We start from the raw sequence: 24,049 nt of genomic DNA, 5'->3' as shown, positions 1-24,049 counted from the left end.
GCCGCCCGCAGTGGGGATGCGCCTGGCACCGAAGGCCTCAAGTCCCCTCGCGCGTGGCCAGCACGCGGTCGATCAAACCGTATTGCGCCCCTTGGGCGGCCGACATGTAATTGTCGCGGTCCGAATCCTTGTCGATTTGCGCCAGCGTCTGTCCGGTGCGTTCGGCATAGATGGTGTTGAGACGGTGACGCAGGTACAGCACTTCGCGCGCCTGGATCTCGATATCGGCGGCCACGCCCTGCGACCCGCCATGCGGCTGGTGCATCATCAGGCGCGCATTCGGCAAGGCGTAACGCTTGCCGGTCGCGCCGGCGGCCAGCAGGAACGAACCCATGCTGGCGGCGAAACCCGTGCACAGGGTCGACACGTCCGGCTTGATGAACTGCATCGTGTCGTAGACCGCCATGCCGGCATACACCGAGCCGCCCGGCGAATTGATATAGAGTGAAATATCCTTGTCGGGATTGTCCGATTCCAAAAACAGCAATTGGGCGACGATCAGGTTGGCCGATTGCTCGGTCACTTCCCCCACCAGGAAAATCACGCGTTCTTTCAGCAGGCGCGAGTAAATGTCGAAGGCGCGTTCGCCGCGTCCTGTCTGTTCGATCACGGTGGGCACCAAGCCTAGTCCCATAGGAAAATTCGAAGTCATATGCATTCTTTCGCGGTAGAGTTGAATCGCGGAGCCGATTCCGCCCGCTTGACGCCTGCGCCGCTGCGCCATGTGACAATAAAAAAATAGATCGCTGGCGTGTCACATCCGGGCAATGCCGGGCGTCAGGTGGTACCACACCCTCACAGGAGATTCCCGATGCCGCGCACGACCGATACCGAGGGTGCCTTGTTCGAACAGTTGCGGCCGCGCCTGACCGCGATCAGCCGCCGCATCGTCGGCAGCGAAGCGGAAGCTCAGGACATCGTGCAGGACTGCTTTCTGAAATGGCAAGGCACCGATCAGGCGGCGCTGGCAACGCCGGCGGCCTGGCTGACCACTGTGGTGCGGCACCAGTCGCTCGACTGCCTGCGCAAACGCGCCCGCGACAGCGTGGCCGCGCGCGGCGCCATGGAACTGGTGCCCGAGGCGCCGCCCGCGCCGCCGGAAGAGGGCTTGCTGCGGCGCGCCGAACTGGGCGAGGCGCTGGCCCGCCTGCTGGCCTGCCTGTCGCCGTCCGAGCGCCTGGCATTGATCCTGCATGAAGTGTTCGAACGCGAGCACGCCGACATTGCGGCGGCGCTCGGCACCACTACCGTGAATGCACGCCAGTACCTGGCGCGCGCACGCCGGCGCCTGCGTGAGCACGAGGCCGCAACGCCGGCCAGCGAGAAGCTCTGCCGCGAGCTGATCCGCCGCTTCCAGGCCGCGATCAACGGCCTGGACCTGCCGGCGATGGTGACCCTGCTCGGCGAGGAGCAGCCTGTGCCGGTACGCGCATCGCCCCGGATCCGCGCCGGCGCATGTGCCAACGATGCGGCCTACCGTGTCGTGCTGGCGGCCTAGAAGGCAGGCCACGCGGCAATGGCGGGATCAAAAAGAAGTCGCCAACGGCGAGACCCAAGCCATTTGGCCAAGGGATCGCACATCGACAAGATGGCGGAACAAACAAGGGCGGGAATAACATCGGCCAGATGGAAAACGACGGCTTTCGGCCGCCGTTTCCATGTCCCCAAAGAGGACTTCATGCGAGGAATTGTAATTCTCTCTATGCCGCATCATGATGCGGTTAGTAGTTCATTTCAAACAATATGCTGCCAACACACGCTTTACTTTTTATATCGGCCTCCCTTGGAAAGAACTACAGGTCTAATATAGAACACCTGCCCGAACATTCAAGGAAAATATTTGCCGGCGCTGTCAACGCAACGCTGGCCGTGCCGCTGGACCCAGGGTGTTGACCATCCCCGCGCCCACCGAGGCGCCGAATTTTTTCAGCACCCGCTCCGGCAAACCTTCATGCGCCGTGTAGTCGACAATATCTTCCGCCTTGACCACATCGCGTGCTGTCGTCTCGACCGTACCGAAGCCGTCGGCCAGGCCCATCTCGACCGCCCTGGCACCGCTCCAGAACAGGCCGGAGAAGGTCTCCGGCGTCTCTTTCAGGCGCTTGCCGCGCCCGCTGCGCACCACGGAGATGAATTGCTGGTGAATTTCGTTGAGCATGGCCTGGGCATGCGCCTTGTGCTTGTCGGACTGCGGGCTGAAAGGATCGAGGAAGCCCTTGTTTTCGCCGGCCGTCAGCAAACGCCGCTCGACCCCGAGTTTGTCCATGGTGCCGGTAAAGCCGAAACCGTCCATCAATACCCCGACCGATCCGACAATGCTGGCCTTGTTCACAAAGATCTTGTCGGCGGCGGCGGCAATGTAATAGCCGCCCGAGGCGCAGATTTCATCGACCACCACATACACCGGCTTGTTGGGATAGGCCTGTTTCAGGCGCAGGATCTCATCGACGATATTGCCGGCCTGGACCGGACTGCCGCCCGGGCTGTTAATGCGCAGGACCACCGCCACCGAACCGGCATCGGCAAATGCCTTGTTCAATGACGGAATCACCACATCGGCCGAGCCGCTGCCTTCCGATTCGATGCTGCCGTCGATTTCAATCAGCGCGGTATGGCGCCCCAGCGTTTCCATGTCGGAACCGCTGAAATCGAAATCGAAAAACGCCCACAGCCCGAAAAATGCCAGCCCGAGGAAGGTCAGCTTGAAGAAAATCCCCCAGCGGCGCGTGGCACGCTGTTCCCGCACCGTGGCAAAAACCAGCTTTTCCAGGGTGTCGCGCTCCCAGTTGCCCGTGGTCGGTGCCGCAGCCAGCGTGGTTTCCTTGGAATCGCCGAAAGTGTTGTCGCTCATAAATCGCTTTACGTAATAGGGTGTCAGTACTGCGCGCTCACGCCGCGGGCGGCTTGATGAACTCGTCGGGCTGCCAGTAAATCTGCCCGTCTTCCTCGCGCACGCCGATCGGACGCAGGCGGCCGCCCTTGCACGGTCCACCCGCGCAAAAGCCGCTTTCCGGTACATAAATGGCGCCGTGGGTCGAACACATCAGGTACAGGCCGCTCGACTCGAAGAACTCGCCTTCGGCCCAGTCCAGCTCGATGGGCACGTGGGCGCAGCGGTTCAGGTAGGCGTACACCGTGCCTTTGTGGCGCACCACGAAGCCGGTGGCCTTGTCGCCGAAGGCGCGCACGCCAAAGCGCACGCCGCGCCCGCCCTCGAGCACCTGGTCGGAACCGCAGACGAGCACGCCGCCAGCCTGGTCCGCCATCATGCGTTCTCGCTCAGCCAGGTGCGCAGCTGGGCCACGCTTTCGGCTGAGTAGATAGGATTGCAGGCGCTCAGCTGCTCGTGCGGATGGGCGCCGTACTGCACGGCGATCGCGGCCGCACCGGCGTTATTCGCCATCAGCACATCATGCGTGGTGTCGCCGATCATCACGGTGCGCTTCATATCCTGGCCCAGTTCACGGGTCAGTTCCTGCAGCATAGCTGGATGGGGCTTGGAGAATGTCTCATCGGCGCAACGGGTGGCATCGAACAGCGACAGCAGGCCGACCGCGTTCAGCGAACGGTTCAGGCCCACCCGGCTCTTGCCGGTGGCGACCGCCAAAAAGTAAGCTTCCTGCGAAAGTTCGGTCAACATCTCGCGAACGCCCTTGAACAGCACCAGTTCGTGGTCTTTCGACAAAAAGTGAAAACGGTAGCGTTCGACCATGCGCGGGTAGAAAGCGGGGTCGATATTCGGCATCACGGCCTGCATCGCTTCGTGCAAGCCCAGGCCGATCACGTGCGAAGCGGCATCGTCGCGCGGGATCGGCAAGCCCAAGTCCTTGGCGGCGGCCTGGATGCACTTGACGATGGTGGACGTGCTGTCCATCAAGGTTCCATCCCAGTCGAAAACGATCAGATCAAATTGCTTACGTGCCATGTATTGCGGCCGCTTGTGGCGGCCGGCTCCTTCCAGGATTGATCAACGCGCCAAGTCTAGTGAGACTAGCGCGGTGCTGTGTTCAGCGGTTTCCCCAAGCTTACCAAGAAACGTTCGCATTCTGCTGGCAACGGTGCATTTATCGTCACATCCTTGCCGGTTTCAGGATGGGTAAACGTAATCTGGTGCGCGTGCAGGAACATCCGCTTGAGCGCGCCGCGCGTGGCGTCGGCTTTGAGCAGGACACGGTTTAACGCAAAATCGCCGTACTTATCATCGCCAACAATGGGAAAGCCCGACGAAGCCAGATGAACGCGAATCTGGTGGGTACGCCCGGTTTTCAGCTCGGCTTCGAGCAGGGCGAACTTGTCGAACTTGCGCAGCAGGCTGAACACGGTGTGCGATTCCATGCCGCCGGCCTGCACGCAGACGCGGCGCTCGCCATCGGCCGTGGTGAACTTGTGCAGCGGCAGCTTGATGTGCTGGCGCGCGTTTTTCCAGTCGCCGTACACCATGGTGAGGTAGCGCTTGTCGGTCAGGCCGTCGCGCATCTGCTCGTGCAGATTGGTCAGGGCCGACCGTTTCTTCGCCAGCAACAACAGGCCCGACGTTTCGCGGTCGAGCCGGTGCACCAGTTCCAGGAACTTGGCATCCGGCCGGGCCGCGCGCAACTGTTCGATCACGCCGTAAGACACGCCCGAACCGCCATGCACCGCCACGCCGCAAGGCTTGTCGATGATGAGCAGGTGCGCGTCCTCGAACAGGATCGGAAACTCGGCGCCGGGCACCACGGCGGTCGATTTCTCGGCCACCCGCACCGGCGGAATGCGCACCACGTCGCCGCTTTCGAGCCGGTACAACTGGTCGATACGGCCCTTGTTGACCCTTACCTCGCCCGAGCGCAGGATGCGGTAAATATGGCTTTTCGGAACGCCCTTACAGACCCGCAACAAGTAGTTGTCGATCCGCTGTCCGGCTTCCTCTTCGGTAATTGTGACAAATTGGGCTTGAACGGGGGCCTGTGATGAAGGGGGAACAACATCGTTTTGCATCTTCATTTGCTCTGTCTTCCCAGAAATTCTCTCTAAGTCCTTCATTTTGAATATATAATCGACAGGCGGCGGTCAAACCTCTGCTGGTGTAAGAATTAAAACGATATTTTACACAGGGGCGTCTCCATCGGCCCCGCCAAATTGCAAATTCGATGGAAAAAATGTGTACGCACATCCCGGCGCGAATCAAGGTTGCACCGTTGTTGTAATCGGATAACGCGCAAGGCTGCGGAATGGATTGTTTGGAATTGTAAGGATAAGTACTGGCAAGCTGTCCCTCGGGGCCAGCTTGCCGGATGATGGCGTCGATAACGCTTGTCGTTTTCGCCCGACCCGATGTAAGCCTCATCCTGAAGGCTTGAGAAGAAGGGCTGGTGTTTAAGCCTGGTATCGAGTCTTAGTATGTTCGCTGGCTACGGTTTGGCTCAATGATTTCGCTCAGCCTGGCTTTGTCTGTGCCCCGGTCACACCGGGGCTGCTTCAGCTAAGTTGCAGGTGATGCGTGCACTCGGCATGTCGATCGACCCCACCGCGCCCTGTTGCGGCCGTAACGCTTTGCGTTGCTGCGCCGTGCGAAAAGGCATACCCACCCTCCACTTCCCTTCCCGCGTACATCCCTGTACTTTTCGCCGCCCCGCGCCCAGCGCAGAGCGGCACTAGAACGGCCCCCGGGTCGCGGAGTCAATAAAAATGAAACGCATGTTGTTTAACGCTACGCAGCAGGAAGAACTGCGCGTAGCGATTGTCGACGGTCAGAAACTGATCGACATCGATATCGAAACCGCTGGTCGCGAACAGCGCAAGTCGAATATCTACAAGGGCGTGATTACCCGGATCGAACCCTCGCTCGAAGCTTGCTTCGTCAGCTACGGCGAAGACCGCCACGGTTTCCTGCCATTCAAGGAAGTCGCCCGCACCTATTTCCGCGAAGGCGTCGATGTGCGTACCGCTTCGGTCAAAGAAGCGCTGCGCGAAGGCCAGGAAATCATGGTCCAGGTCGAAAAAGAAGAACGCGGCAACAAGGGCGCCGCCCTGACTTCCTTCGTTTCCCTGGCCGGCCGTTATCTGGTCCTGATGCCGAACAATCCGCGTGGCGGCGGCGTCTCGCGCCGGGTCGAAGGCGAAGAACGCCAGGAACTGCGCGAAACCATGGACAAGCTGGACTTGCCGCAGGGTATGTCAGTGATTGCCCGTACCGCCGGCATCGGCCGCAATGTCGAAGAACTGCAGTGGGACTTGAATTACCTGATGCAACTGTGGCGCGCGATCGAAGGCGCCGGCAAGTCGGCCAGCGGCGCCTTCCTGATCTACCAGGAATCGTCGCTCGTGATCCGCGCGATCCGCGACTACTTCCAGCCCGATATCGGCGAGATCCTGATCGATACCGACGATATCTACGAACAAGCGCACCAGTTCATGCGCCACGTGATGCCCGACATGATCCACCGGGTCAAGCGTTACAGCGACGATGTACCGCTGTTTTCGCGCTTCCAGATCGAACACCAGATCGAAACCGCGTATTCGCGCACGGTGCCCTTGCCATCCGGCGGCGCCATCGTCATCGACCACACCGAAGCCCTGGTTTCCGTCGACGTCAACTCGGCCCGTGCCACGCGCGGCTCCGACATCGAAACCACCGCATTCAATACCAACTGCGAAGCCGCCGAAGAAGTAGCACGCCAGCTGCGCCTGCGCGACCTTGGCGGCCTGATCGTCATCGACTTCATCGACATGGAAGTGGCGAAAAACCAGCGCGAAGTCGAAACCCGCCTCAAGGATGCCCTGCACCACGACCGTGCACGCGTTCAGATGGGCAAGATTTCCCGTTTCGGCCTGATGGAACTGTCGCGCCAGCGCCTGCGCCCTTCGCTGTCCGAAGGCTCGCACGTGACCTGCCCGCGCTGCTCCGGCACCGGCCACATCCGCGATACCGAATCGTCCGCCCTGCAGGTGCTGCGCATCATCCAGGAAGAAGCGATGAAGGAAAACTCGGCCACCATCCACGTGCAAGTGCCCGTCGATGTTGCCGCTTTCCTGCTCAATGAAAAGCGTGGCGAAGTGCTCAAGATCGAGAACCGCCACCGCATCAGCGTGATCCTGATCCCGAACAAGCATCTGGACACGCCGCACTACAAGCTCGAACGCATCAAGCACGACGATCCGCGCCTCGAAGACAGCCAGGCCAGCTACAACCTGGCCGAAGAAGCGGAAACCGACATGGCTTACAGCAAGCGCCAGAAGGAAGAAGTCAAGCCGCGCCAGGAAGCCGTCGTCAAGACCATCACCCCGGACCAGCCGGCCCCAATGGTGGACCGCTCCGAAGTGCTCAAGCCGGTCGCCCCGCCAGTCCAGGCACCGGTACTGACCGCCCCCGAGGAAGAAGGCTTCCTGGCCAAGATCATGGGCTTCTTCTTCAAGAAGGAAGCACCCGTCATCGCCGCTCCGGCGCCAGTCGCCCCGGCCAAGCCGGCCGCTGCGCCTGCCGGCCGCGAAGACCGCAACGGCCGTGGCCCGCGTGCCCGCACCCGTGGCGGCAAGCCGGACGGCCGTCCTGAGCGCGAGCCGGGCAAGCCAGCCGCACTGGAAGATGCCGGCAAGCCGGGCGATGCCGACAAGGCCGCCCGTCCGCCGCGTCCTCCACGTCCACCGCGCGAGCCGCGTGAACCGCAGGTCGACGCCGCCGGCGCGCCAGTGGCAGCGCGCGCCGAACGTGGCGAGCGCGCCGAGCGTGGCGAGCGTCCGGAACGTGGCGAGCGCACCGAGCGCGCACCGCGTCCACCGCGCGAACGCGCCGACTACCGCACCCCGGTAGCCGAAGCGAAAACCGACGAACTGGCCGTGGCGCCGGTCGTGGCTGACCCAGTCATGGTCAATGTCGCCGTGCCGCAAGGCGATGAAGAAGCAGCCGTGCCGAAAATGATCACCACGATCGGCCCGAACGGTGAAGAAATCGAAGTCGAAGCCGGTGGCGATGAGCCGCGCCGTCGCCGTCGTCGTGGCGGACGCAACCGCAATCGCCGCGACCGCGACCAGGCCGAGGGCATGGATGGCGAAGACGGCGACGTTGTCAATGAAGCCAGCTTCACCGTCGAACCAGCGCCAGCGGATGCACCGTCCTTCGAGAAGACCGAAGCGCCGGTGTTCGCCGCTGCCGAACCTGTCGTGGCCCGGCCGGTCGTTGCCGAGGCAGCAGCAGTGGAAGCTGCGCAAGCTGAAGCGGAAGCCGCACCTGAGCCCGTGTCGGAATACGTGGTAGCGCCAGCACCGGTGCAAGCTCCTGCACCTGCACCTGTGGAAGCACCAGCGCCTGCGCCAGTCGAAGCTGCACCAGCAGCCCCGGCTCCGGTAATGGAAGCGGCACCGGCACCTGCCGAGCCAGCTCCAGTGGCCGAGGTAGTTGCCACAGCACCAGTCGAAGCAGCGCCGGAAGTGGCTCCAGTAGTTGCTCCGGTACGCGAAGAAATCGTGCCGGCAACGATGTTCACCCCGGCCGATCCGGTTGCGGAGGAAGCTGCGGCAGCCGAAGCTGCGGCAGCCGAAACAACGGCTGCTGACGCAGCTGCACCGGTCGAAGCAGCGTCTGCGCCTGTTGCAGCACCTGCGCCGGCCCCTGTCGCGCCACCAGCGCCAGTTGCACCAGCACCGGTTGCAGCAGCGCCGGTTGCACCAGCACCGGTTGCAGCAGCGCCAGTTGCAGCGACGCCAGTGGCCGACCTGGCCGAGATCCTCGGTTCTGCCGGCCTGACCCTGGCGGCCACCGATCCTGAAAAGCTGCGTGCAGCCCAGGAAGCGGCCGCCAGCGCAGCGCCACCGGTACGCGTGCCACGCGAGCGCAAGCCGCTGCCGCCGCAAGTCGATGAGCCGCTGGTCCAGGTGGACACCAGCCGCCAGTAATCAAGGCGCAACAAAAAAAGGGGAAGCTGAGGCTTCCCCTTTTTTTACGTGAAAAAAACAGCGTATTTACCTTGAACCTGAGTCAACGATGACCCTTCCGGCCGATCTCCCTCCCGCTCCCGTCACCCTGCGCATGGCGTTCTGGTACTGGCTCAAGCTCGGCTTCATCAGCTTTGGCGGCCCGGCCGGCCAGATCGCGCTGATGCACACCGAACTGGTCGAGCGGCGCCGCTGGATTTCCGAACAGCGCTTCCTGCACGCGCTCAACTACTGCATGCTGCTCCCCGGCCCCGAAGCGACCCAGCTCGCCATCTACATCGGCTGGCTGATGCACAAGACCCGAGGCGGCATCCTGGCCGGACTGCTGTTCTTCCTGCCCTCGCTGCTGATCCTGATCGTGCTGTCGTGGATCTACATGGCGTACGGCACCCTGCCCGTGGTCGCCGGCATCCTGTACGGGATCAAGCCGGCGGTGGTGGCCGTGGTGCTGGCCGCCGCCTGGCGCATCGGCTCGCGCACGCTGAAAAACCGCATCCTGCTGGCGATTGCCTTCGCCGCCTTCCTCGCCATCGCGCTGGCCGAAGTGCCGTTCCCGCTGATCGTGCTGGCGGCGGCCACCATCGGCTTCGTCGGCGCCCGTGTGCTGCCGGCCCAGTTCCAGGTCGGCGGCCAGCAGCCGGACAGCCGCGCCTCGTACGGCCCCGCGCTCATCGACGATGACACCCCCACGCCCGCGCATGCCCGCTTCACCTGGCCGCGCCTGGCGCGGGTAGCCCTTGGCGGCCTGGCCCTGGGCGCCGGCGTGTGGCTGCTGCTGGCGTGGCGCTACGGGGCGGCGGGCGCGCTGGCGCAGATGGGCTGGTTCTTCACCAAGGCCGCGCTGATGACCTTCGGCGGCGCCTACGCCGTGCTGCCCTATGTCTACCAGGGCGGCGTCGAGCACTATCAATGGCTGACCGCGTCCCAGATGATCGATGGCCTGGCGCTGGGCGAAACCACGCCCGGCCCGCTGATCATGATCGTCGCCTTTGTCGGCTTCGTGGGCGCCTGGAGCCACGCCATCTTTGGCCCGGGCGGCGTGCTGCTGGCCGGTGTGGCCGGCGCCTGCGTGGCCACCTTCTTCACCTTCCTGCCCTCGTTCATGTTCATCCTGGCCGGCGGCCCGCTGGTGGAAGCGACGCGCGACAATGTGCGCATGACGGCGCCGCTGACCGCCATTTCGGCGGCGGTAGTGGGCGTGATCGTCAGCCTGGCGCTGTTCTTCGGCCAGCACGTGTTCATGCGTGGCGGAGGGATCGATATCGCGGCACTTGCCATCAGCGCGGCCGCCTGCGTGGCCCTGTTCCGCTTCAAGGTGGGGACCATCAAACTGCTCGCCGCCTGTGCCGCCGCGGGCCTCGTGCTATCGTATCGGCATGGCTGAAAAAATTATCATGCTCAGCGACGGCCGCGCGCCGCCGCCGGCAATCCCCGCGCGGCTCGATGCGCCCACCGGCCTCCTGGCCGACGCGCTCGGGCGGCCGCTGCACGACCTGCGCATTTCCGTCACCGACCGCTGCAATTTCCGCTGCGTGTACTGCATGCCCAAGGAGGTGTTCGACAAGGACTACGCCTACCTGCCGCATGCCTCGCTGCTCTCGTTCGAGGAAATCACCCGCATCGCGACCCTGTTCGTCGCCCACGGGGTGGAAAAGCTGCGCCTGACCGGGGGCGAGCCGCTGCTGCGCAAGAACCTGGAACGCCTGGTCGGCATGCTCAGCGCCCTGCGCACCCCAAGCGGCCGCCCGCTCGACATCACCCTCACCACCAACGGCTCGCTGCTGGCGAAAAAAGCGCAGTCCCTGAAAGATGCGGGCCTGAACCGGGTCACGGTGTCGCTCGATTCGCTCGACGATGCCACCTTCAAGCGCATGAACGATGTCGACTTCGCGGTGGCCGACGTGCTGGCCGGGATCGATCGCGCCCACGCCGTGGGCCTGGGACCGGTCAAGATCAATATGGTCGTCAAGGCCGGCATGAACGACCAGGAAATCGTGCCCATGGCGCGCCACTTCAAGGGCAGCCCGTACATCCTGCGCTTCATCGAATACATGGACGTAGGAGCGTCCAACGGCTGGAACCTGGCCGAAGTGATCCCCTCGGCGGAAGTGGCGCGCCGCATCTCGGCCGAGATGCCTTTGGTGCCGCTGCAAGCGAACTACAGCGGCGAAACTGCGGCGCGCTGGCGCTATGCCGACGGCGGCGGCGAGATCGGCCTGATCTCCAGCGTCACCCAGGCCTTCTGCAAGGATTGCTCGCGCGCGCGCCTGTCGACCGAGGGCAAGCTGTACACCTGCCTGTTCGCCACCCGTGGCCACGACCTGCGCGCCCTGCTACGCGAAGGCCGCGCCGACGCCGAAATCTCGGCCGCCATCGGCGCGCTGTGGCAGGTGCGCGCCGACCGCTATTCCGAAACCCGTACCATCAACACCAGCGGCATTGAAAGAGGCGGAAAACGCGTCGAAATGTCGTACATCGGCGGTTAAATGACACTACTTGACGATATGACCGGCCTGATTCTGGCCGGAGGGCGTGGCACCCGCATGGGCCACGTCGACAAGGGCTTGCAGCCCTTTCGCGGCGCCAGCATGGCCGAGCATGTGATGCGGCGCCTGGCGCCGCAGGTCGGCACGCTGGCCATCAACGCCAACCAGAACCTCAACGTCTACGCCGCTTTCGGCGTGCCGGTGTGGCCCGACCAGCTGACCGGTTTCGAGGGTCCGCTGGCCGGGCTGGCCACCGGCATGGCCCGCTGCGCCACGCCGCTGCTGGTCACGGCGCCATGCGACTCGCCATTCCTGCCGCCCGACCTGGTAGCGCGCCTGCGCCAGGCACTCGACGCCGGCGGCGCCGACCTGGCGCTGGCCGAAACCGAAGAAGCTGGCGCGGATGGCGTGCCGCGCATCCAGCCGCAGCCCGTGTTCGCCCTGGTCCGGACCAGCGCCCTGCCCCGGCTGCAAGCCTACCTTGCCGGCGGCGGACGCCGCATGGATGGCTGGTACGGCGGCATCAGGGTGGTGCGCGTGCGCTTCGACGATGCCAGCGCCTTCCGCAACATCAACACGCTGGACGAACTGCGCCAGTGCGAACCTGAATAATCCCTCACCCAAGCACACCATGACCACGCCAACCCTGAACGACATCACCAGCTGTTTGTCCGCCTACGACCCCGATGCGCTGCCCGTGCGCGACGCGCAGCGCGTCATCCGCGACTTCATCGAGCCGGTCGGCGCCATCGAACAGGTAGCGCTGCTGGCGGCGCTGGACCGGGTGCTGGGCGCGGACATCATCTCGCCGATCAGCGTGCCGGCGCATGACAATTCGGCCATGGACGGCTACGCCCTGCGCGGCGCCGACCTGTCCGGCGATAGCCCGGTCACCCTGGCGGTGGTAGGCACCGTGTTCGCGGGGCGCCCGTCCGGGGTGGTTGCGGGCAGCGGCGAATGCGTGCGCATCATGACCGGCGGCGTCATGCCGGCCGGCTGCGACAGCGTGGTCCCGCAGGAACTGGTCGCGGCAATCGGCGAGGACAGCATCACCATCGCGCCCAATGTGATCCGCAGCGGCGACAACCGCCGTTTTGCGGGCGAAGACCTGATGGCCGGCAGCGCCGCCCTGCGCAAGGGGAAAGTCATCCGCCCGGCCGACCTGGGGCTGCTGGCCTCCCTCGGCATTGCCACGGTGCCGGTGGCGCGGCGCCTGCGCGTGGCATTCTTTTCCACCGGCGACGAACTGCGCTCGATCGGCCAGCCGCTCGACGCCGGCTGCGTCTACGACAGCAACCGCTACACCCTGCACGGCATGCTCACGCGCTTAGGTTGCGAGATCGTCGACATGGGCGTCGTGCGCGACGATCCGCAAGCGCTGGAAGACGCGCTGCGCCACGCCTGCGAAAACGTGGACGCCATCGTCACCTCGGGCGGCGTGTCGGTCGGCGCGGCCGACTACACGCGCCAGATCATGGCCAAACTGGGCGACGTGAGCTTCTGGAAGATCGGCATGCGCCCGGGCCGGCCGCTGGCGTTCGGCCGCATCGCCTCGCACGGCCACAGCGCCTTCCTGTTTGGCCTTCCCGGCAATCCGGTCGCCGTAATGGTGTCGTTCTACTTCTTCGCACGCGACGCGCTGCTGCGCATGATGGGCGCCGATGCGCCGCTGCCGATGCTCAAAGTACGTTCGGCCGGCGCCATCCGCAAAAAACCGGGCCGCACCGAGTACCAACGCGGCATCCTCGAACGCGATGACGAGGGCCTGCAAAGCGTGCGCATCACCGGCTCGCAAGGCTCCGGCATCCTGCGTTCGATGAGCGAGGCGAACTGCATGGTGATCTTGCATGATGAGCAAGGCAACGTCGAGGCGGGCGATCTGGTCGACATCATGTTGTTCGATGGCTTGATTTGAAAAATGCAACTCGTCCTAGTGCCGCTCATCCTGTACGGCATGGCGAAAATGCTTTCCACGCACGTCCTCGATGGATCGCTACCGTCGGCTTAAGCAACATCCCGCTTCCCAGGGGTGTGACACCATTCGATTGAATCGGCTGCGCGCTCAAGACGTAATGGGATGACGCTTACACAATTTTTCATTGATATTTTTTATTACCAGCGCCAGGAATTGTCTCCACGAAGCAAGACTATATTGACTTTTTAGCATTTTTGCATATATAATATCGTGCACCAACTATTGACTCTTCACTCATCCAAAGGAAAAACATGTCCATATCCCATGTTACGGCGGCATTGTTGCTTGCAGCGCTGGCTTCATCGCCTTCGGCTGACGCGGCGGGACGTAACAAAGTCGTCTCACAGATCAGCAACATGAAGATCGAATTGATTGACCTGAACCCCAACGACAACATCACGCCGTCCGTACAGTTTGACACCACGAAATACGATTCACACAGTCGGTACCAGTCGAATGATGGCAATTACAGCAACGATTTGGCCCAGGATACCTACAGTCCCGGTTCCACTGCAATTGGTGTTTCGTACGGTGGAACATCTGCATGGTCGACCCCGACGACGCTGGGCGCCAATGCTCAAATATGGACGATGGAAGGCGTACGCGATTATGATATGTTAAATTCGCGCGGCAGAAGATCGTTACTTTATTACAATCTTACGCCGGACACCCTGATCCGGGTGACGGGCACGGCGATGCTCGATATCAGCGGAACCAGTAGCGAAGGTACTGACGCCATAGCTTGGATCGAAGGCAGGCCTTGGAATGGTCAGGAGGTTGACCAGAAGTTTGAAATTAGGTCAGGGGCGCTGAGCCAAGATTTCACCGTCGACATTGCCAATAGCCCCCTAAAAGGGGGATATATTTACTTTAATACCTATGCGCTTACTTTCGCAACTCCGGTTCCGGAACCGGCCACCTACGGTATGTTACTTGCCGGGTTGAGTGTTGTTGCCCTGCGCCGGCGGAGGCAACGTGCACGTTAGGTAGTGACAGGCCGGCGCGCGTTACGCCTGGGCGTGACATGGCTGGTTCACGCGTGCCTGGCCACTGTATTCCAGGGCTGCGGAAGTAAGGAGCAATGTTTCAAGGTCTCATAAATAGTCACACATTTCCTTCAACTCACGTTATGCAATGAGGTATAAAACATCAGTAATGATATGAAAATCATCTTTGAAATCCATTCAATTGTGATTTTTATGGCAATATCGTTGTTTTTTATTCACTCCATTTTGCCCTAGCTTGTCTATTTATTGCTGCATTTTCTACGGAGTTCTCATAGGAGGAATGCTTTAAAAGCATCATTGATAGTAATTTACTATCACCCTGATCGTTAGGTTTTATGAGAGAACGGACTGGCTCACTTGCTAATATCAATCTCTACCTAACCAATTTGGTCAGAGATCATGATGCCCGCAAGCAGCTTTACAGTTGCAAGTCACAAGGTCCCGAGCGCTGTGCGGGCTTGCGTGTTGATGCTGGGTGCGGCGCTGATGCTGGCGGCGAACCCGGTCAAGGCGGCGTCCAGCGCCCGCATCGAAAAGTGCAACTGGGACCACCCCGGCGTGAACCCCTTCATGGGTGATGTGGTGGCGGCAGTGGACCGTTACCGCGACATTCCGCCGCAGGTGCGTGCGCGCCTGAAGGAGCGCATGGCGGACCGCAATTTCGACGAATTCGTGACCATCGGGCGCGACTCGATCAAGGGCCAGAACTACTACGAATCGAAGATCCGCGACATGCATTTCGGCGCTGGCACGGTGTGCGGGAGCGTCTCGCGCGCCGGCTGGAGCACCAAGACCAAACAGGCGGGCCTGGTGTACTGCGAAGGCGATCACTGCATCCTGGTGCCGACCGTGTGCCGCAACGTGAGCCGCATCCATCGCCTGGGCACCAGCAGGCCGTCCAGACCCCGCACGGCGGGCGGTCCCGGTTCATCGATGTCGCTATCGGAACAGCCGCCGGCAGCGGAGAGCGAACTGGCGCTCGCGCTGCGCGGCACCAGCGCCGAACCCAAATTTCCGGTCCCGGAGCACGCATCGAGCACGCCGCCGGGACTGATTGCCTACCAGGGAGGGGTTCCGGTCCCGCCGATCGGGCCTGGTGGCTTCGGGCCGCCGTTCAGGGATGGGCCGACTACCGGCATCGACCTCACGCCCGTCCCCGACACTAACCTGCCCGCGGTGCCAGTGCCCGAGCCGGAACAATGGATGATGATGGGATTTGGGCTGGCTGCGGTGCTGGCCGCCGCGCGGCGGCGCCGCAGGACGTTGTCGCCGCTGTAGCCTTCGTCGCCGCTGTAGCCTTTGTCGCTGCTGTAGCCTTTGTCGCTGCTGTAGCCTTTGTCGCTGCTGTAGCCTTCGTCGCTGCTGTAGCCTTCGTCGCTGCTGTAGCCTTCGTCGCTGCTTTAGCCTTCGTCGCTGCTTTAGCCTGTGTCGCCGCTGTAGCCTTTCTCGTCGCTGTAGCCTTCGTCGCCGCTGTAGCATCCGTCAACCCGCTAGCCCCAATACCGTCATTCCCGCGCAGGCGGGAATCCAAAGCACCGTCGAGTCGCCGGCAGGGCTTGGGTTCCCGCCTGCGCGGGAACGACGGTTTTACATGTAGCGCTTGCGCTTACGTTTGCGCTTTCCTTTGCGCTTACCTTTGCGCTTGCGCTTACCTTTGCGCTTACGTTTGCACCTTACGCGTCACTGTCAATATCAGGCCCCATCATCAGCTGCGCCGCCTCGCTCGGCAACGCCTCCACCGACTTGAGCTTGCGCGCCATCTGCCGGCTGCGTACTTCCGCGCTCTCGATATTCTTGGCCGCCTTTTCTAGGGTCAGCTTGGTCTGCGTAAGCACATCGCCAAACTTGGTAAATTCCGTCTTCACCGCCCCCAGCACCTGCCACACTTCGGACGAGCGCTTTTCCAGCGCCAAGGTACGGAATCCCATCTGCAAACTGTTCAGAATCGCCGACAGGGTCGACGGTCCCGCAATCGACACGCGCAAGGTGCGCTGCAGATCATCGGCCAGGCCCGGCCTGCGCATGACCTCCGCATAAAGCCCCTCGGTCGGCAGGAACAGGATCGCAAAATCGGTGGTCAGCGGCGGCGAAACGTACTTGTCGCAGATTGTCTTCGCTTCCAGCCGCACGGCGCGTTCGAGCTCACGCCCGGACAGCGCCACGCCGTCGGCGTCGGCCCGGTCGGCCGCGTCGAGCAGGCGTTCGTACTGCTCCTTGGGGAACTTGGCGTCGATCGGCATCCACACCGGCGTGCCACCCTCCACATGGCCGGGCAGCTTGATCGCAAACTCGACCCGCGCCCCGCTGCCAGGAATGGTCTCGACATTCTTGGCATACTGGTCCACCGTCAGCACCTGTTCGAGCAGCATTTCAAGCTGCACTTCGCCCCAGGTGCCGCGCGTCTTCACGTTCGTGAGCACGCGTTTCAGGTCCCCCACGCCGATGGCCAGCTGTTGCATCTCGCCCAACCCCTGGTGCACCCGCTCCAGACGTTCCGACACCTGGCGGAACGATTCGGACAAGCGCGTCTCCAGGGTGGCGTGCAGCTTTTCGTCAACCGTCTTGCGCATCTCTTCCAGGCGCGCACCGTTGTCGTTCTGCAGGTCGCGGATTTTCGCTTCCAGGGTCGAGCGCACTTCCAGCATGCGCTGGGCGTTCGACTCAGTCAGCGCCGACAGGGTCTGGTGCATGGTGTCGGCAAAGCGCTTGAGCGTGGCCGACTGCTCTTCGCGCACACTGACGCTGGCCATGTGAATTTGCTGGCGCATGCTGTCGAGCTGCTGAACGGTGGCGCCGTGGTACTGCGCCAGCGTAGCGCCGATGTCCTGGCGCGTGCCTTGCGCGCCGGCCTGCAGTTCCAGACGCAGTTCGCGCTCCAGCCGTTCGAGCTGCGCGCCCCCGTTACCGGCCCCGCGCGCGCGCAGCAGCAGCAAGGCCTGCAAGACAATGACAATGACCGCCAGCGCGGCGAGAATCAAAAATTCGGTCTGGGTCATGACATCAACCGGGCTGGTTGCGCATCCAGTCGGCGGTCTGGTAGAACGACTCCATCAGGCGCAGGCGCAGCGCTTCATCGATGCCGATATCTTCCATCGCCCATGCCATGGCGCGCAGCCACTGATCGCGCTCGCTGCCGCCGATGGCAAACGGCAGGTGGCGCGCGCGCAGGCGCGGATGGCCGTACTGTTCGACGAACAGGTCGGGCCCGCCCATCCAGCCGCTCAGGAACATGAACAGCTTGTCGCGCGAGCCGTCCATCGACGGCGGATGCAGCGCGCGGATGCCGGCAAACTCGGGCTCCAGCTCCATCAGGTCGTAGAAGCGGTCGACCATCTCGCGCACGCGCGCTTCGCCACCGATGACGTCATACAGGGTTTGTGGTTCACTCATGCCGCCATGATAGCGCAGCGCGCGCGCCGCTGTCAGACCAGTGTGAGGCGGCGCAGGCGGCGCGTCGATGGCCAGCTGTCCATCCCGACCTCCGGACGCATGTCGGCGCAGGCGTCGAGCAGGCGCGCGCACTGGGCGCTTGTCAGGCCGCTGTTGAGCGTGAGGCGCACCAGCGAACGGTTCTTGGCGGTGGCCGGCGCGCAGAACACGGCGCCGTGGATGCCGCGCCGCTCCAGCGCCTTGCGCAGCGCCAGCGTGCGCGGTTCCGGTCCCGCTTCGAGCGCGACGATTTGTTCGCTGCCGTCGTCGACGTTGTAGCCCAACGCACGCAGGCCGTCCCTCACCGTGCGCGTGACGCGGGCCAGCGCCGCGCGGCGGCCATCGGCGGCGGCGATGAAGTCGAGCGCCGCATCGAACCATGCCAGTTCGTGCTCCAGCAGGCAGGAGCTGAAGATCGCCGGGCGCGAGGCCGACAGGAAGTAGCCCTTGAAGTGGCTGGAACAGGTAATGAAGCCGGCCCGCCCGGCGAAGCACTTGGCTAGCGAGGCGGTGCGAAAGTGCACCTGTCCCTCCAGTGCCAGCGCCGCCACCAGCCCGGCCCCGCGCGGGCCGTGGGTGCCGAGCGAATGCGATTCGTCGACCACCAGGATGCTGCCGCTGCCGGTGGCGATGCGCGCCACCTGTTCCAACGGCGCGACGCTGCCGTTGGTGCTGTACAGCGCATCGACCACGATCACGCCGGGACCGTGCTTGCGCACCTGGCGCTCCAGGTGCGCCGCGTCGTTGTGCAGGAACGGCAGCGCGGTGGCCTGCGCCGACTGCACGCCTTCCCACAGCGAGGCATGCGCCATCATGTCGAGATAGACCGGCACCCCCGGCCCGGCGATGGTTTGCAGCAGGCCGACGTTGGCGGCCCATCCGGACTGGGTCAGCACCGCGTCTTCGGCGCCCATGAAGGCCGCCAGCTTCGCTTCCAGCCGGTGCTGGGCGCTGCCCTCTTGCAGGAATACGGAGGACATCAGCATGCCCGCCCGGCTCGTGACGAGGCAGCGCGCCTGCGCCTCCAGCAAGGCCGCTTCGCCGGAAATGCACAGGTAGTCGTTGCTGGCCAACATGATCGCGTCGGGCTGGGGTGGCGTCCAGACATGCAGATGCTCGCCGCCCAGCAACTGCGCGACGCGGGTCACGTAATGCTCATCCATGCGGCCTGTGACGAAGGATGGCATGGCCAGTTCGGCGCGCACGGCAGTCGAAATGTGATCGGCAGCAAAAGACATGAATTCTCCTTGGAAAAATTATCCATTCTGTGCCGCCCTTCCTTGCCATTCCTGCAACATCGATGGAGCTTGACATATATCAAATTGCAAAATATCAACATAGGTCAAGATTGCTCTTCCCCGCCCACCGCTGCGAGTCCGGAAACCCTTCCATGATGTTTGCCAGTGCCCCCGCCCCGTTTTTCACCGACCGTCTGCGCGAGTTCGTGCTGCATTGGCTGCTGCGCTGGCTGGTGCACAACGAGCGTCACCACGCCCACGCGACCGGACCCTTCATCGTGCTGGCATGGATCGGCTTCCTGGGCATGCCGGCCTATTATTCGATCTGGACCTACTGGTTTCCGCAGGAGTTCGAGAGCCTTGCCCTGCGCCTGATCGGCGCGGCCCTGTGCCTGCCCGCGCTGGCCCCGGGGCGCCTGCTGCGCGGGCGTTTCGTGCATGCCTATCTGTTCATCGCGGTGACCTATGTGCTGCCGTTCCAGTTCGCCTTCATGTACCTGATGAATCACGGTTCGGCCGTGTGGAGCCAGTCGCTGCTGATCGCGCTGACGGTGCTGTTCCACTTTCGCACGCGCCTGGCGCTGAGCGCCTGCGCCACCGGCACCGTGCTGGCCTGCGCCCTGTTTGCGCTGGTCGGCGAGCCGGCTTTCATGCTCAGCCCCACGGTGCTGGAACAGCTGCCCATCTACGCCTTCACCATCGTCGCCGTGTCGGTGGCCAAGGCCGGGCGCGGGGCACTGGCGCGCGCGAAGCTGGCCGGCGTGGCGCACGGCCTGGCCAGCGTGTCGCACGAGCTGCGCACGCCCCTGATCAGCGTCGAGGCCAATGTGCGCGGCATCTACCGCCGCATCACGCCGCCGGCCCAGGCCAGCGAGGCCGACTGGCAGGCGATGTGCGAAGCGATGGCGCGCATCCAGTACGAGGTACGCCACATGAACCACATGATCGACCTGTTCCTGCTGTCGGCCAGCGCGGTCCAGCAGCAGCTCGAAGCGAGCGAGGTGATATCGATGCGCGAGGTGGTCGAGTCGGTGATCCGGCGCTATCCGTTCGCCGCGCAAGCGCAGCGCGATGCGGTCAGCGTCGCCATCCGCGCCGACTTCCGCTTCGCCGGCAAGCACGAGCTGTCGGTCGTCGTTTTGCTCAACCTGCTGCGCAACGCGCTCAAGGCGCTGCACCGGGCCGGCAAGGGACGCATCCGCATCGTCGTCGACGGCCGTCCCGACACGCCGCGCCTGCTGGTGATCGATACCGGCTGCGGCATCGCCGCGCGCCAGCTGCCGATGATCTTCCAGCGCTTCTTTTCCTACCCAACCAGTTCCGGCGCCGGCATCGGCCTGGCCCTGTGCAAGGACATCATCGATGCCTGGCAGGCCAGCATCCGCTGCACGTCGCGCGAGCGTGGCTACACCATGTTCGTGCTCGAATTTCCGCGCGTGGCCGCAGAGCCGCCCGCGCATTGACCCGCCATGAAAGGCCCAGCATGCCCCTGCCGATTTACAGCCATCCCAGCCTGACCGTCCTGATCGACGACAGTGACAGCTTCCTGAAAAGCGTCGCCTTCCAGCTCGACCCGGCCCTGGCCAGCAAATGTTTTGCCGACACCAGCAGCGCGCTGGCCTGGATCGGCGCCCACGGCGAACGCCAGCCGGGCCGGCTGGCGGCCAGCTACGATACCTATCCCGGCTCGACGGAGCGCTGCAACGTGGCCTTCGATATCGACCAGATCCACCGCATCAGTTTCGAGCCGCAGCGCTTCATGACGCCGTCGGTGGTGGTGGTCGATTATTCGATGCCGCAGATGGATGGCCTGGAGCTGTGCGAGGCGCTGCGCCACCTGCCCTGCAAGAAGATCCTGTTTACCGGCGTGGCCGACGAAAAGGTGGCGGTCGACGCCTTTAACCGCGGCCTGATCGACCGTTACATCAAAAAGAGCGACGATGGTGCGCTCGACAAGCTCGAAGCCGAAATCGTGTCGCTCCAGCAGGCGTATTTCGCCGCCCGCTCCGACCCGCTGCGCGACCTGCTGGAGCTGCACAACCACAGCTTCCTGAGCGACCCGGCGTTTTCCGCGGTGGTGCGCATGGTGGTGGAGCAGCACGGGATCGTGGAACACTATCTGTATCCGAATCCGGCCGGCATCCTGCTGTACGACGCGCGCGGACGCGCCCAGCTGATGGTGGTCGAAACCGAGGCCGGGATGAACGCGCACTACGAGGTCGGTTGCGACAACGATGCGCCGCAGTCGTTCCTGCAGGCGGTGCGCGAGCGCTGCATCGTGCCGTATTTTCGCGAGGGCGACGGCATGTATGCGCGCGATTTCGCCAAGAACTGGCACCGCTGGACCGCGCCCGCGCAGCGCTGCCGGGGCGGCCAGACCACCTATTACTGGGCACTGTTCGCGCTGGAGCCGGGCGAACTGGAGCAGCCAGCCCACCCGTTCGCGGCCTTCCTGCGCGAGCGCGAGACGGCACCCTGATGCCAGCGTGCTTACGTACCGCGCAAGGTCTGCAAGGGCGGCTGGCGCAGCACATTGCGCAGCCCGAGCCAGCCGCCGATGATGGCGCACAGCGCGCCCACCACCAGCCCGGCCAGCCACACCATCGGGCTGAAAGTCCAGGGGAACTTGAACTGGTAAGTGGCCAGCGCCCAGCCCAGCGCCGCCGCGCCCGACGCGGCCAGCAAACCGGCCAGCCCGCCCACCAGCGAGAACTCGATCCACTGCGCGCGCGAGAGCTGCTTGCGGGTCGCGCCCAGCGCGCGCAGCAAGCCCGCTTCGCGGGTGCGCTCGTCCTGCGATCCCATCAGCGCCGCGTACAGCACCAGCACCCCGGAGGCCAGGGTGAACATGAACAGGAACTCAACCGCGGCCACCACCTGGTCCAGCACTTCCTGCAACTGGCGGATGATGCCGCTCACGTCGATCACCGTCAGGTTCGGGTAGTCGCGCGTCAGCGCATTGGTGAACGTGCTTTGCGCCGGCGGCAGGTGGAAGGCGGTCATGAAGGTTTGCGAGGTTTTCTCCATCGCGGTCGGGTTGATGATCACGAAAAAATTCGCGCGCATCGAGCCCCATTCCAGCTTGCGCAGGCTGGTCACCCTGGCGTCGACCAGGGTGCCGCCGACATCGAAGCGCATCGTGTCGCCCAGTTTCAGGCCGAGCGTCTTGGCGATGCCCTGTTCGACCGAGGCTTCGGCCACGCCCGGCGCATCCTGGTACCAGCGGCCGCCCACGATCTGGTTCGAGGCCGGCATGTCATTCATGGTCGAGAGGTTGAATTCGCGCTCGGCCAGGCGGCGCGCATTGTCGTCCTGGTACGTGGCGGCGCTGATAGTCTGGCCGTTGACGGCGGTCAGGCGTCCGCGGATCATCGGGAACATCTGCGCTTCGCTGACCTTGGCGGCGGCGATGCGCTGGGCCACTTCGTTTTTCTGGTCGGGCAAAATGTTGATGATGAAGCGGTTGGGCGCGTCCGGCGGGGTGGCGCTGCGCCAGGCCGTCATCAGGTCGCCGCGCACCACGGTCAGCAGCAGCAGGGCCATCAGGCCGAGCGCGAGCGACACCACCTGCACGATGGTGGCGCCCGGGCGGCGCTGCAGCGAGGTGACGGCGAAGCGCCAGCTCTGGTTGTCGAGCGCGCCGCGCAGTGTTTTCAGCGCCGCCAGGCCGCCCCAGGCCACCAGCGCGAAAACCGCGAAGCCGCCCAGGAAGCCGGCCGCGGTGGACAGCGCCAGCGTGACGTCGCCCGCCTGCCACAGCATCAGGCCGACGAACACGATCAGGCCCAGGCCGTAGGTGGCCAGCGCCATCGGCTTGGGCGCTGCCTGTTCGCGCCGGATCACGCGGTTGTGCGGCACGTTGCGCAATTGAAGGATCGGCGGCAGCGCAAAGCCGACCAGCAGCAGCATGCCGGTGGCGATGCCTTGCAGCGCCGGCAGGAAGGACACCGGCGGCAGGTCGGTGCTGAGCATGGACCCGATCAGCTGCATCAGCACGAAGTGGCCGCCGAAGCCGGCCAGCACCCCGAGCGCGCTGCCGGCCAGGCCGACCAGGGCGAATTCGATCAGGTACAGCATGGTCACCTGGTTTTGCGTCAGGCCGAGGCAGCGCAGCATGGCGCAGGCGTCCAGGTGGCGCTGCATGAAGCGGCGCGCGGCCATGGCCACGGCGACCGCCGCCAGCATGGCCGAGAGCAGGCCGACCAGCGACAGGAAGCGGTCGGCGCGGTCGAGCGTGGCGCGCATTTCGGGACGGCCGTTTTCGAGCGACTCGACGCGCACGCCGCGCACCTTGTCCGCCTCGATGCGGGCCGTGATCCATTCTTCAAACGCCTTGACGCTGTTGGTGTCGTTGTTGGACGGCGCGCTCACCTGCAAGCGGTAGGTGACGCGCGAACCGTTGTCGATCAGGCCCGTCGCGGCCAGGTCGGCCAGGGGGAGCATCACGCGCGGCGAAAAATTGGCGAACGAGGGGCCGCGGTCCGGTTCCGAAGCGATCAGCTGGGCGATCGTGAATTCCTTGTCGCCCACGCGCATGCGGCCGCCGACGCTGGTCTTGAGCGCGGTAACGATGTTGGGGTCGACCCACACCGTGCCCGCCGCGGGCGTGGTATCGGTTTTCTGGCCCAGCGCGGCGCTGGCCTGCTCCATGCTGGTGGTGATGCGCAGCTGGCCGCGCAGCGGGTAACCGGGCGAAACGGCCTTGACCGCCGCCAGCAGCGACACCGATTGCTCGCCCTCGCCGGCCTGCGCCATGCTGGGGAAGGTCACCGTATCGGCCAGCACCAGGCCGCGCTTGACGGCTTCGGCGCGCCAGGCGGGATCGAGCGGCTGGTCGGCATTGACCAGCAGGTCGGCGCCGAGCAGCTGGTGCGCATCGCGATTGAGGCCGCTGCGCATGCGGTCGATGAAGAAACCGACCGCCGACAGCGAAGAGACGGCGATGATCAGGGCGATCAGCAGGAAACGCAGTTCACCGGCGCGCCAGTCGCGCGCGGTCATTCG

At 64.0% G+C, this 24,049-nt stretch carries 19 protein-coding genes; 10 read left to right on the top strand and 9 right to left on the bottom strand.

Annotation, left to right across the window (positions count from 1 at the left end; genetic code table 11):
* Positions 1 to 37: 37 nt before the first annotated feature.
* On the bottom strand, positions 38 to 652 hold the full coding sequence (gene clpP, locus F2P44_RS15655; RefSeq protein ID WP_308610163.1) for an ATP-dependent Clp endopeptidase proteolytic subunit ClpP: 615 nt from the start codon (positions 650 to 652) through the stop codon (positions 38 to 40).
* Between the two features lie 159 nt (positions 653 to 811).
* On the opposite strand from clpP, the gene F2P44_RS15650 reads away from it, so the two are divergent.
* On the top strand, positions 812 to 1,498 hold the full coding sequence (locus tag F2P44_RS15650; RefSeq protein WP_167087945.1) for a sigma-70 family RNA polymerase sigma factor: 687 nt from the start codon (positions 812 to 814) through the stop codon (positions 1,496 to 1,498).
* 354 nt (positions 1,499 to 1,852) lie between these two features.
* On the opposite strand, the gene F2P44_RS15645 is transcribed toward F2P44_RS15650, so the two are convergent.
* The 4 genes from F2P44_RS15645 to F2P44_RS15630 form a co-directional block, all read right to left on the bottom strand.
* Positions 1,853 to 2,851 (bottom strand): S49 family peptidase, encoded by a 999-nt coding sequence (locus F2P44_RS15645; RefSeq protein WP_167087943.1) that lies wholly within the window; start codon positions 2,849 to 2,851, stop codon positions 1,853 to 1,855.
* Positions 2,852 to 2,888: 37 nt separating this feature from the next.
* Entirely contained in the window at positions 2,889 to 3,269 is a 381-nt protein-coding gene (locus tag F2P44_RS15640; protein ID WP_229423569.1) for a Rieske (2Fe-2S) protein, read from the bottom strand.
* Positions 3,266 to 3,925 carry an HAD-IIIA family hydrolase gene (locus F2P44_RS15635; RefSeq protein WP_167087941.1) on the bottom strand — a complete coding sequence of 220 codons (660 nt, stop codon included), beginning with the start codon at positions 3,923 to 3,925 and terminating at the stop codon, positions 3,266 to 3,268. The genes F2P44_RS15640 and F2P44_RS15635 overlap by 4 nt, the downstream gene beginning before the upstream one ends.
* A gap of 65 nt (positions 3,926 to 3,990) precedes the next feature.
* Positions 3,991 to 4,983 carry an RluA family pseudouridine synthase gene (locus tag F2P44_RS15630; RefSeq protein ID WP_187363333.1) on the bottom strand — a complete coding sequence of 331 codons (993 nt, stop codon included), beginning with the start codon at positions 4,981 to 4,983 and terminating at the stop codon, positions 3,991 to 3,993.
* A 684-nt stretch (positions 4,984 to 5,667) separates the two neighbouring features.
* Here F2P44_RS15630 and F2P44_RS15625 point away from each other — a divergent pair.
* From F2P44_RS15625 to F2P44_RS15595, 7 genes are all read left to right on the top strand, one after another.
* Entirely contained in the window at positions 5,668 to 8,871 is a 3,204-nt protein-coding gene (locus tag F2P44_RS15625) for an Rne/Rng family ribonuclease (protein ID WP_167087938.1), read from the top strand.
* 88 nt (positions 8,872 to 8,959) lie between these two features.
* Positions 8,960 to 10,294 carry a chromate efflux transporter gene (chrA, locus tag F2P44_RS15620; RefSeq protein WP_167087936.1) on the top strand — a complete coding sequence of 445 codons (1,335 nt, stop codon included), beginning with the start codon at positions 8,960 to 8,962 and terminating at the stop codon, positions 10,292 to 10,294.
* Positions 10,287 to 11,396, top strand: a complete 1,110-nt coding sequence (moaA, locus tag F2P44_RS15615; RefSeq protein ID WP_167087934.1) for a GTP 3',8-cyclase MoaA — start codon at positions 10,287 to 10,289, stop codon at positions 11,394 to 11,396. The genes chrA and moaA overlap by 8 nt, the downstream gene beginning before the upstream one ends.
* Entirely contained in the window at positions 11,397 to 12,008 is a 612-nt protein-coding gene (gene mobA, locus F2P44_RS15610; protein ID WP_167087932.1) for a molybdenum cofactor guanylyltransferase MobA, read from the top strand.
* Positions 12,009 to 12,027: 19 nt separating this feature from the next.
* Entirely contained in the window at positions 12,028 to 13,311 is a 1,284-nt protein-coding gene (gene moeA, locus F2P44_RS15605; protein WP_167087930.1) for a molybdopterin molybdotransferase MoeA, read from the top strand.
* A gap of 311 nt (positions 13,312 to 13,622) precedes the next feature.
* The gene (locus F2P44_RS15600; RefSeq protein ID WP_167087928.1) at positions 13,623 to 14,357 is read left to right on the top strand and encodes a PEP-CTERM sorting domain-containing protein; all 735 of its coding nucleotides are present in this window, start codon (positions 13,623 to 13,625) and stop codon (positions 14,355 to 14,357) included.
* Between the two features lie 489 nt (positions 14,358 to 14,846).
* Positions 14,847 to 15,656 (top strand): MHFG family PEP-CTERM protein, encoded by an 810-nt coding sequence (locus F2P44_RS15595; RefSeq protein ID WP_229423575.1) that lies wholly within the window; start codon positions 14,847 to 14,849, stop codon positions 15,654 to 15,656.
* 395 nt (positions 15,657 to 16,051) lie between these two features.
* Here the strand turns inward: F2P44_RS15595 and F2P44_RS15590 are convergent, their stop codons facing one another.
* Genes F2P44_RS15590 through cqsA form a run of 3 tightly spaced genes read right to left on the bottom strand, consistent with a single transcriptional unit; the run spans position 16,052 to position 19,045 of the window.
* On the bottom strand, positions 16,052 to 17,374 hold the full coding sequence (locus F2P44_RS15590; RefSeq protein WP_167087924.1) for a DNA recombination protein RmuC: 1,323 nt from the start codon (positions 17,372 to 17,374) through the stop codon (positions 16,052 to 16,054).
* A gap of 4 nt (positions 17,375 to 17,378) precedes the next feature.
* Entirely contained in the window at positions 17,379 to 17,768 is a 390-nt protein-coding gene (locus tag F2P44_RS15585; protein WP_167087922.1) for a group II truncated hemoglobin, read from the bottom strand.
* 32 nt (positions 17,769 to 17,800) lie between these two features.
* Entirely contained in the window at positions 17,801 to 19,045 is a 1,245-nt protein-coding gene (gene cqsA / locus F2P44_RS15580; RefSeq protein WP_167087920.1) for an alpha-hydroxyketone-type quorum-sensing autoinducer synthase, read from the bottom strand.
* Positions 19,046 to 19,197: 152 nt separating this feature from the next.
* Between cqsA and F2P44_RS15575 the strand changes: the two genes are divergently transcribed.
* On the top strand, positions 19,198 to 20,508 hold the full coding sequence (locus F2P44_RS15575) for a sensor histidine kinase (RefSeq protein WP_229423568.1): 1,311 nt from the start codon (positions 19,198 to 19,200) through the stop codon (positions 20,506 to 20,508).
* A 20-nt stretch (positions 20,509 to 20,528) separates the two neighbouring features.
* Positions 20,529 to 21,524, top strand: a complete 996-nt coding sequence (locus F2P44_RS15570) for a response regulator (RefSeq protein WP_167087918.1) — start codon at positions 20,529 to 20,531, stop codon at positions 21,522 to 21,524.
* An 11-nt stretch (positions 21,525 to 21,535) separates the two neighbouring features.
* Here F2P44_RS15570 and F2P44_RS15565 read toward each other — a convergent pair whose 3' ends face one another.
* Positions 21,536 to 24,046: an ABC transporter permease gene (locus tag F2P44_RS15565; RefSeq protein WP_370662698.1), complete on the bottom strand. Its 2,511-nt coding sequence runs from the start codon at positions 24,044 to 24,046 to the stop codon at positions 21,536 to 21,538.
* Between the last annotated feature and the right edge of the window lie 3 nt (positions 24,047 to 24,049).

Origin of the sequence: Massilia frigida, assembly GCF_011682175.1 — a bacterium.
GTDB lineage: Bacteria > Pseudomonadota > Gammaproteobacteria > Burkholderiales > Burkholderiaceae_D > Telluria_A > Telluria_A frigida.
This window is presented reverse-complemented; position numbering and strand designations above follow the sequence as displayed.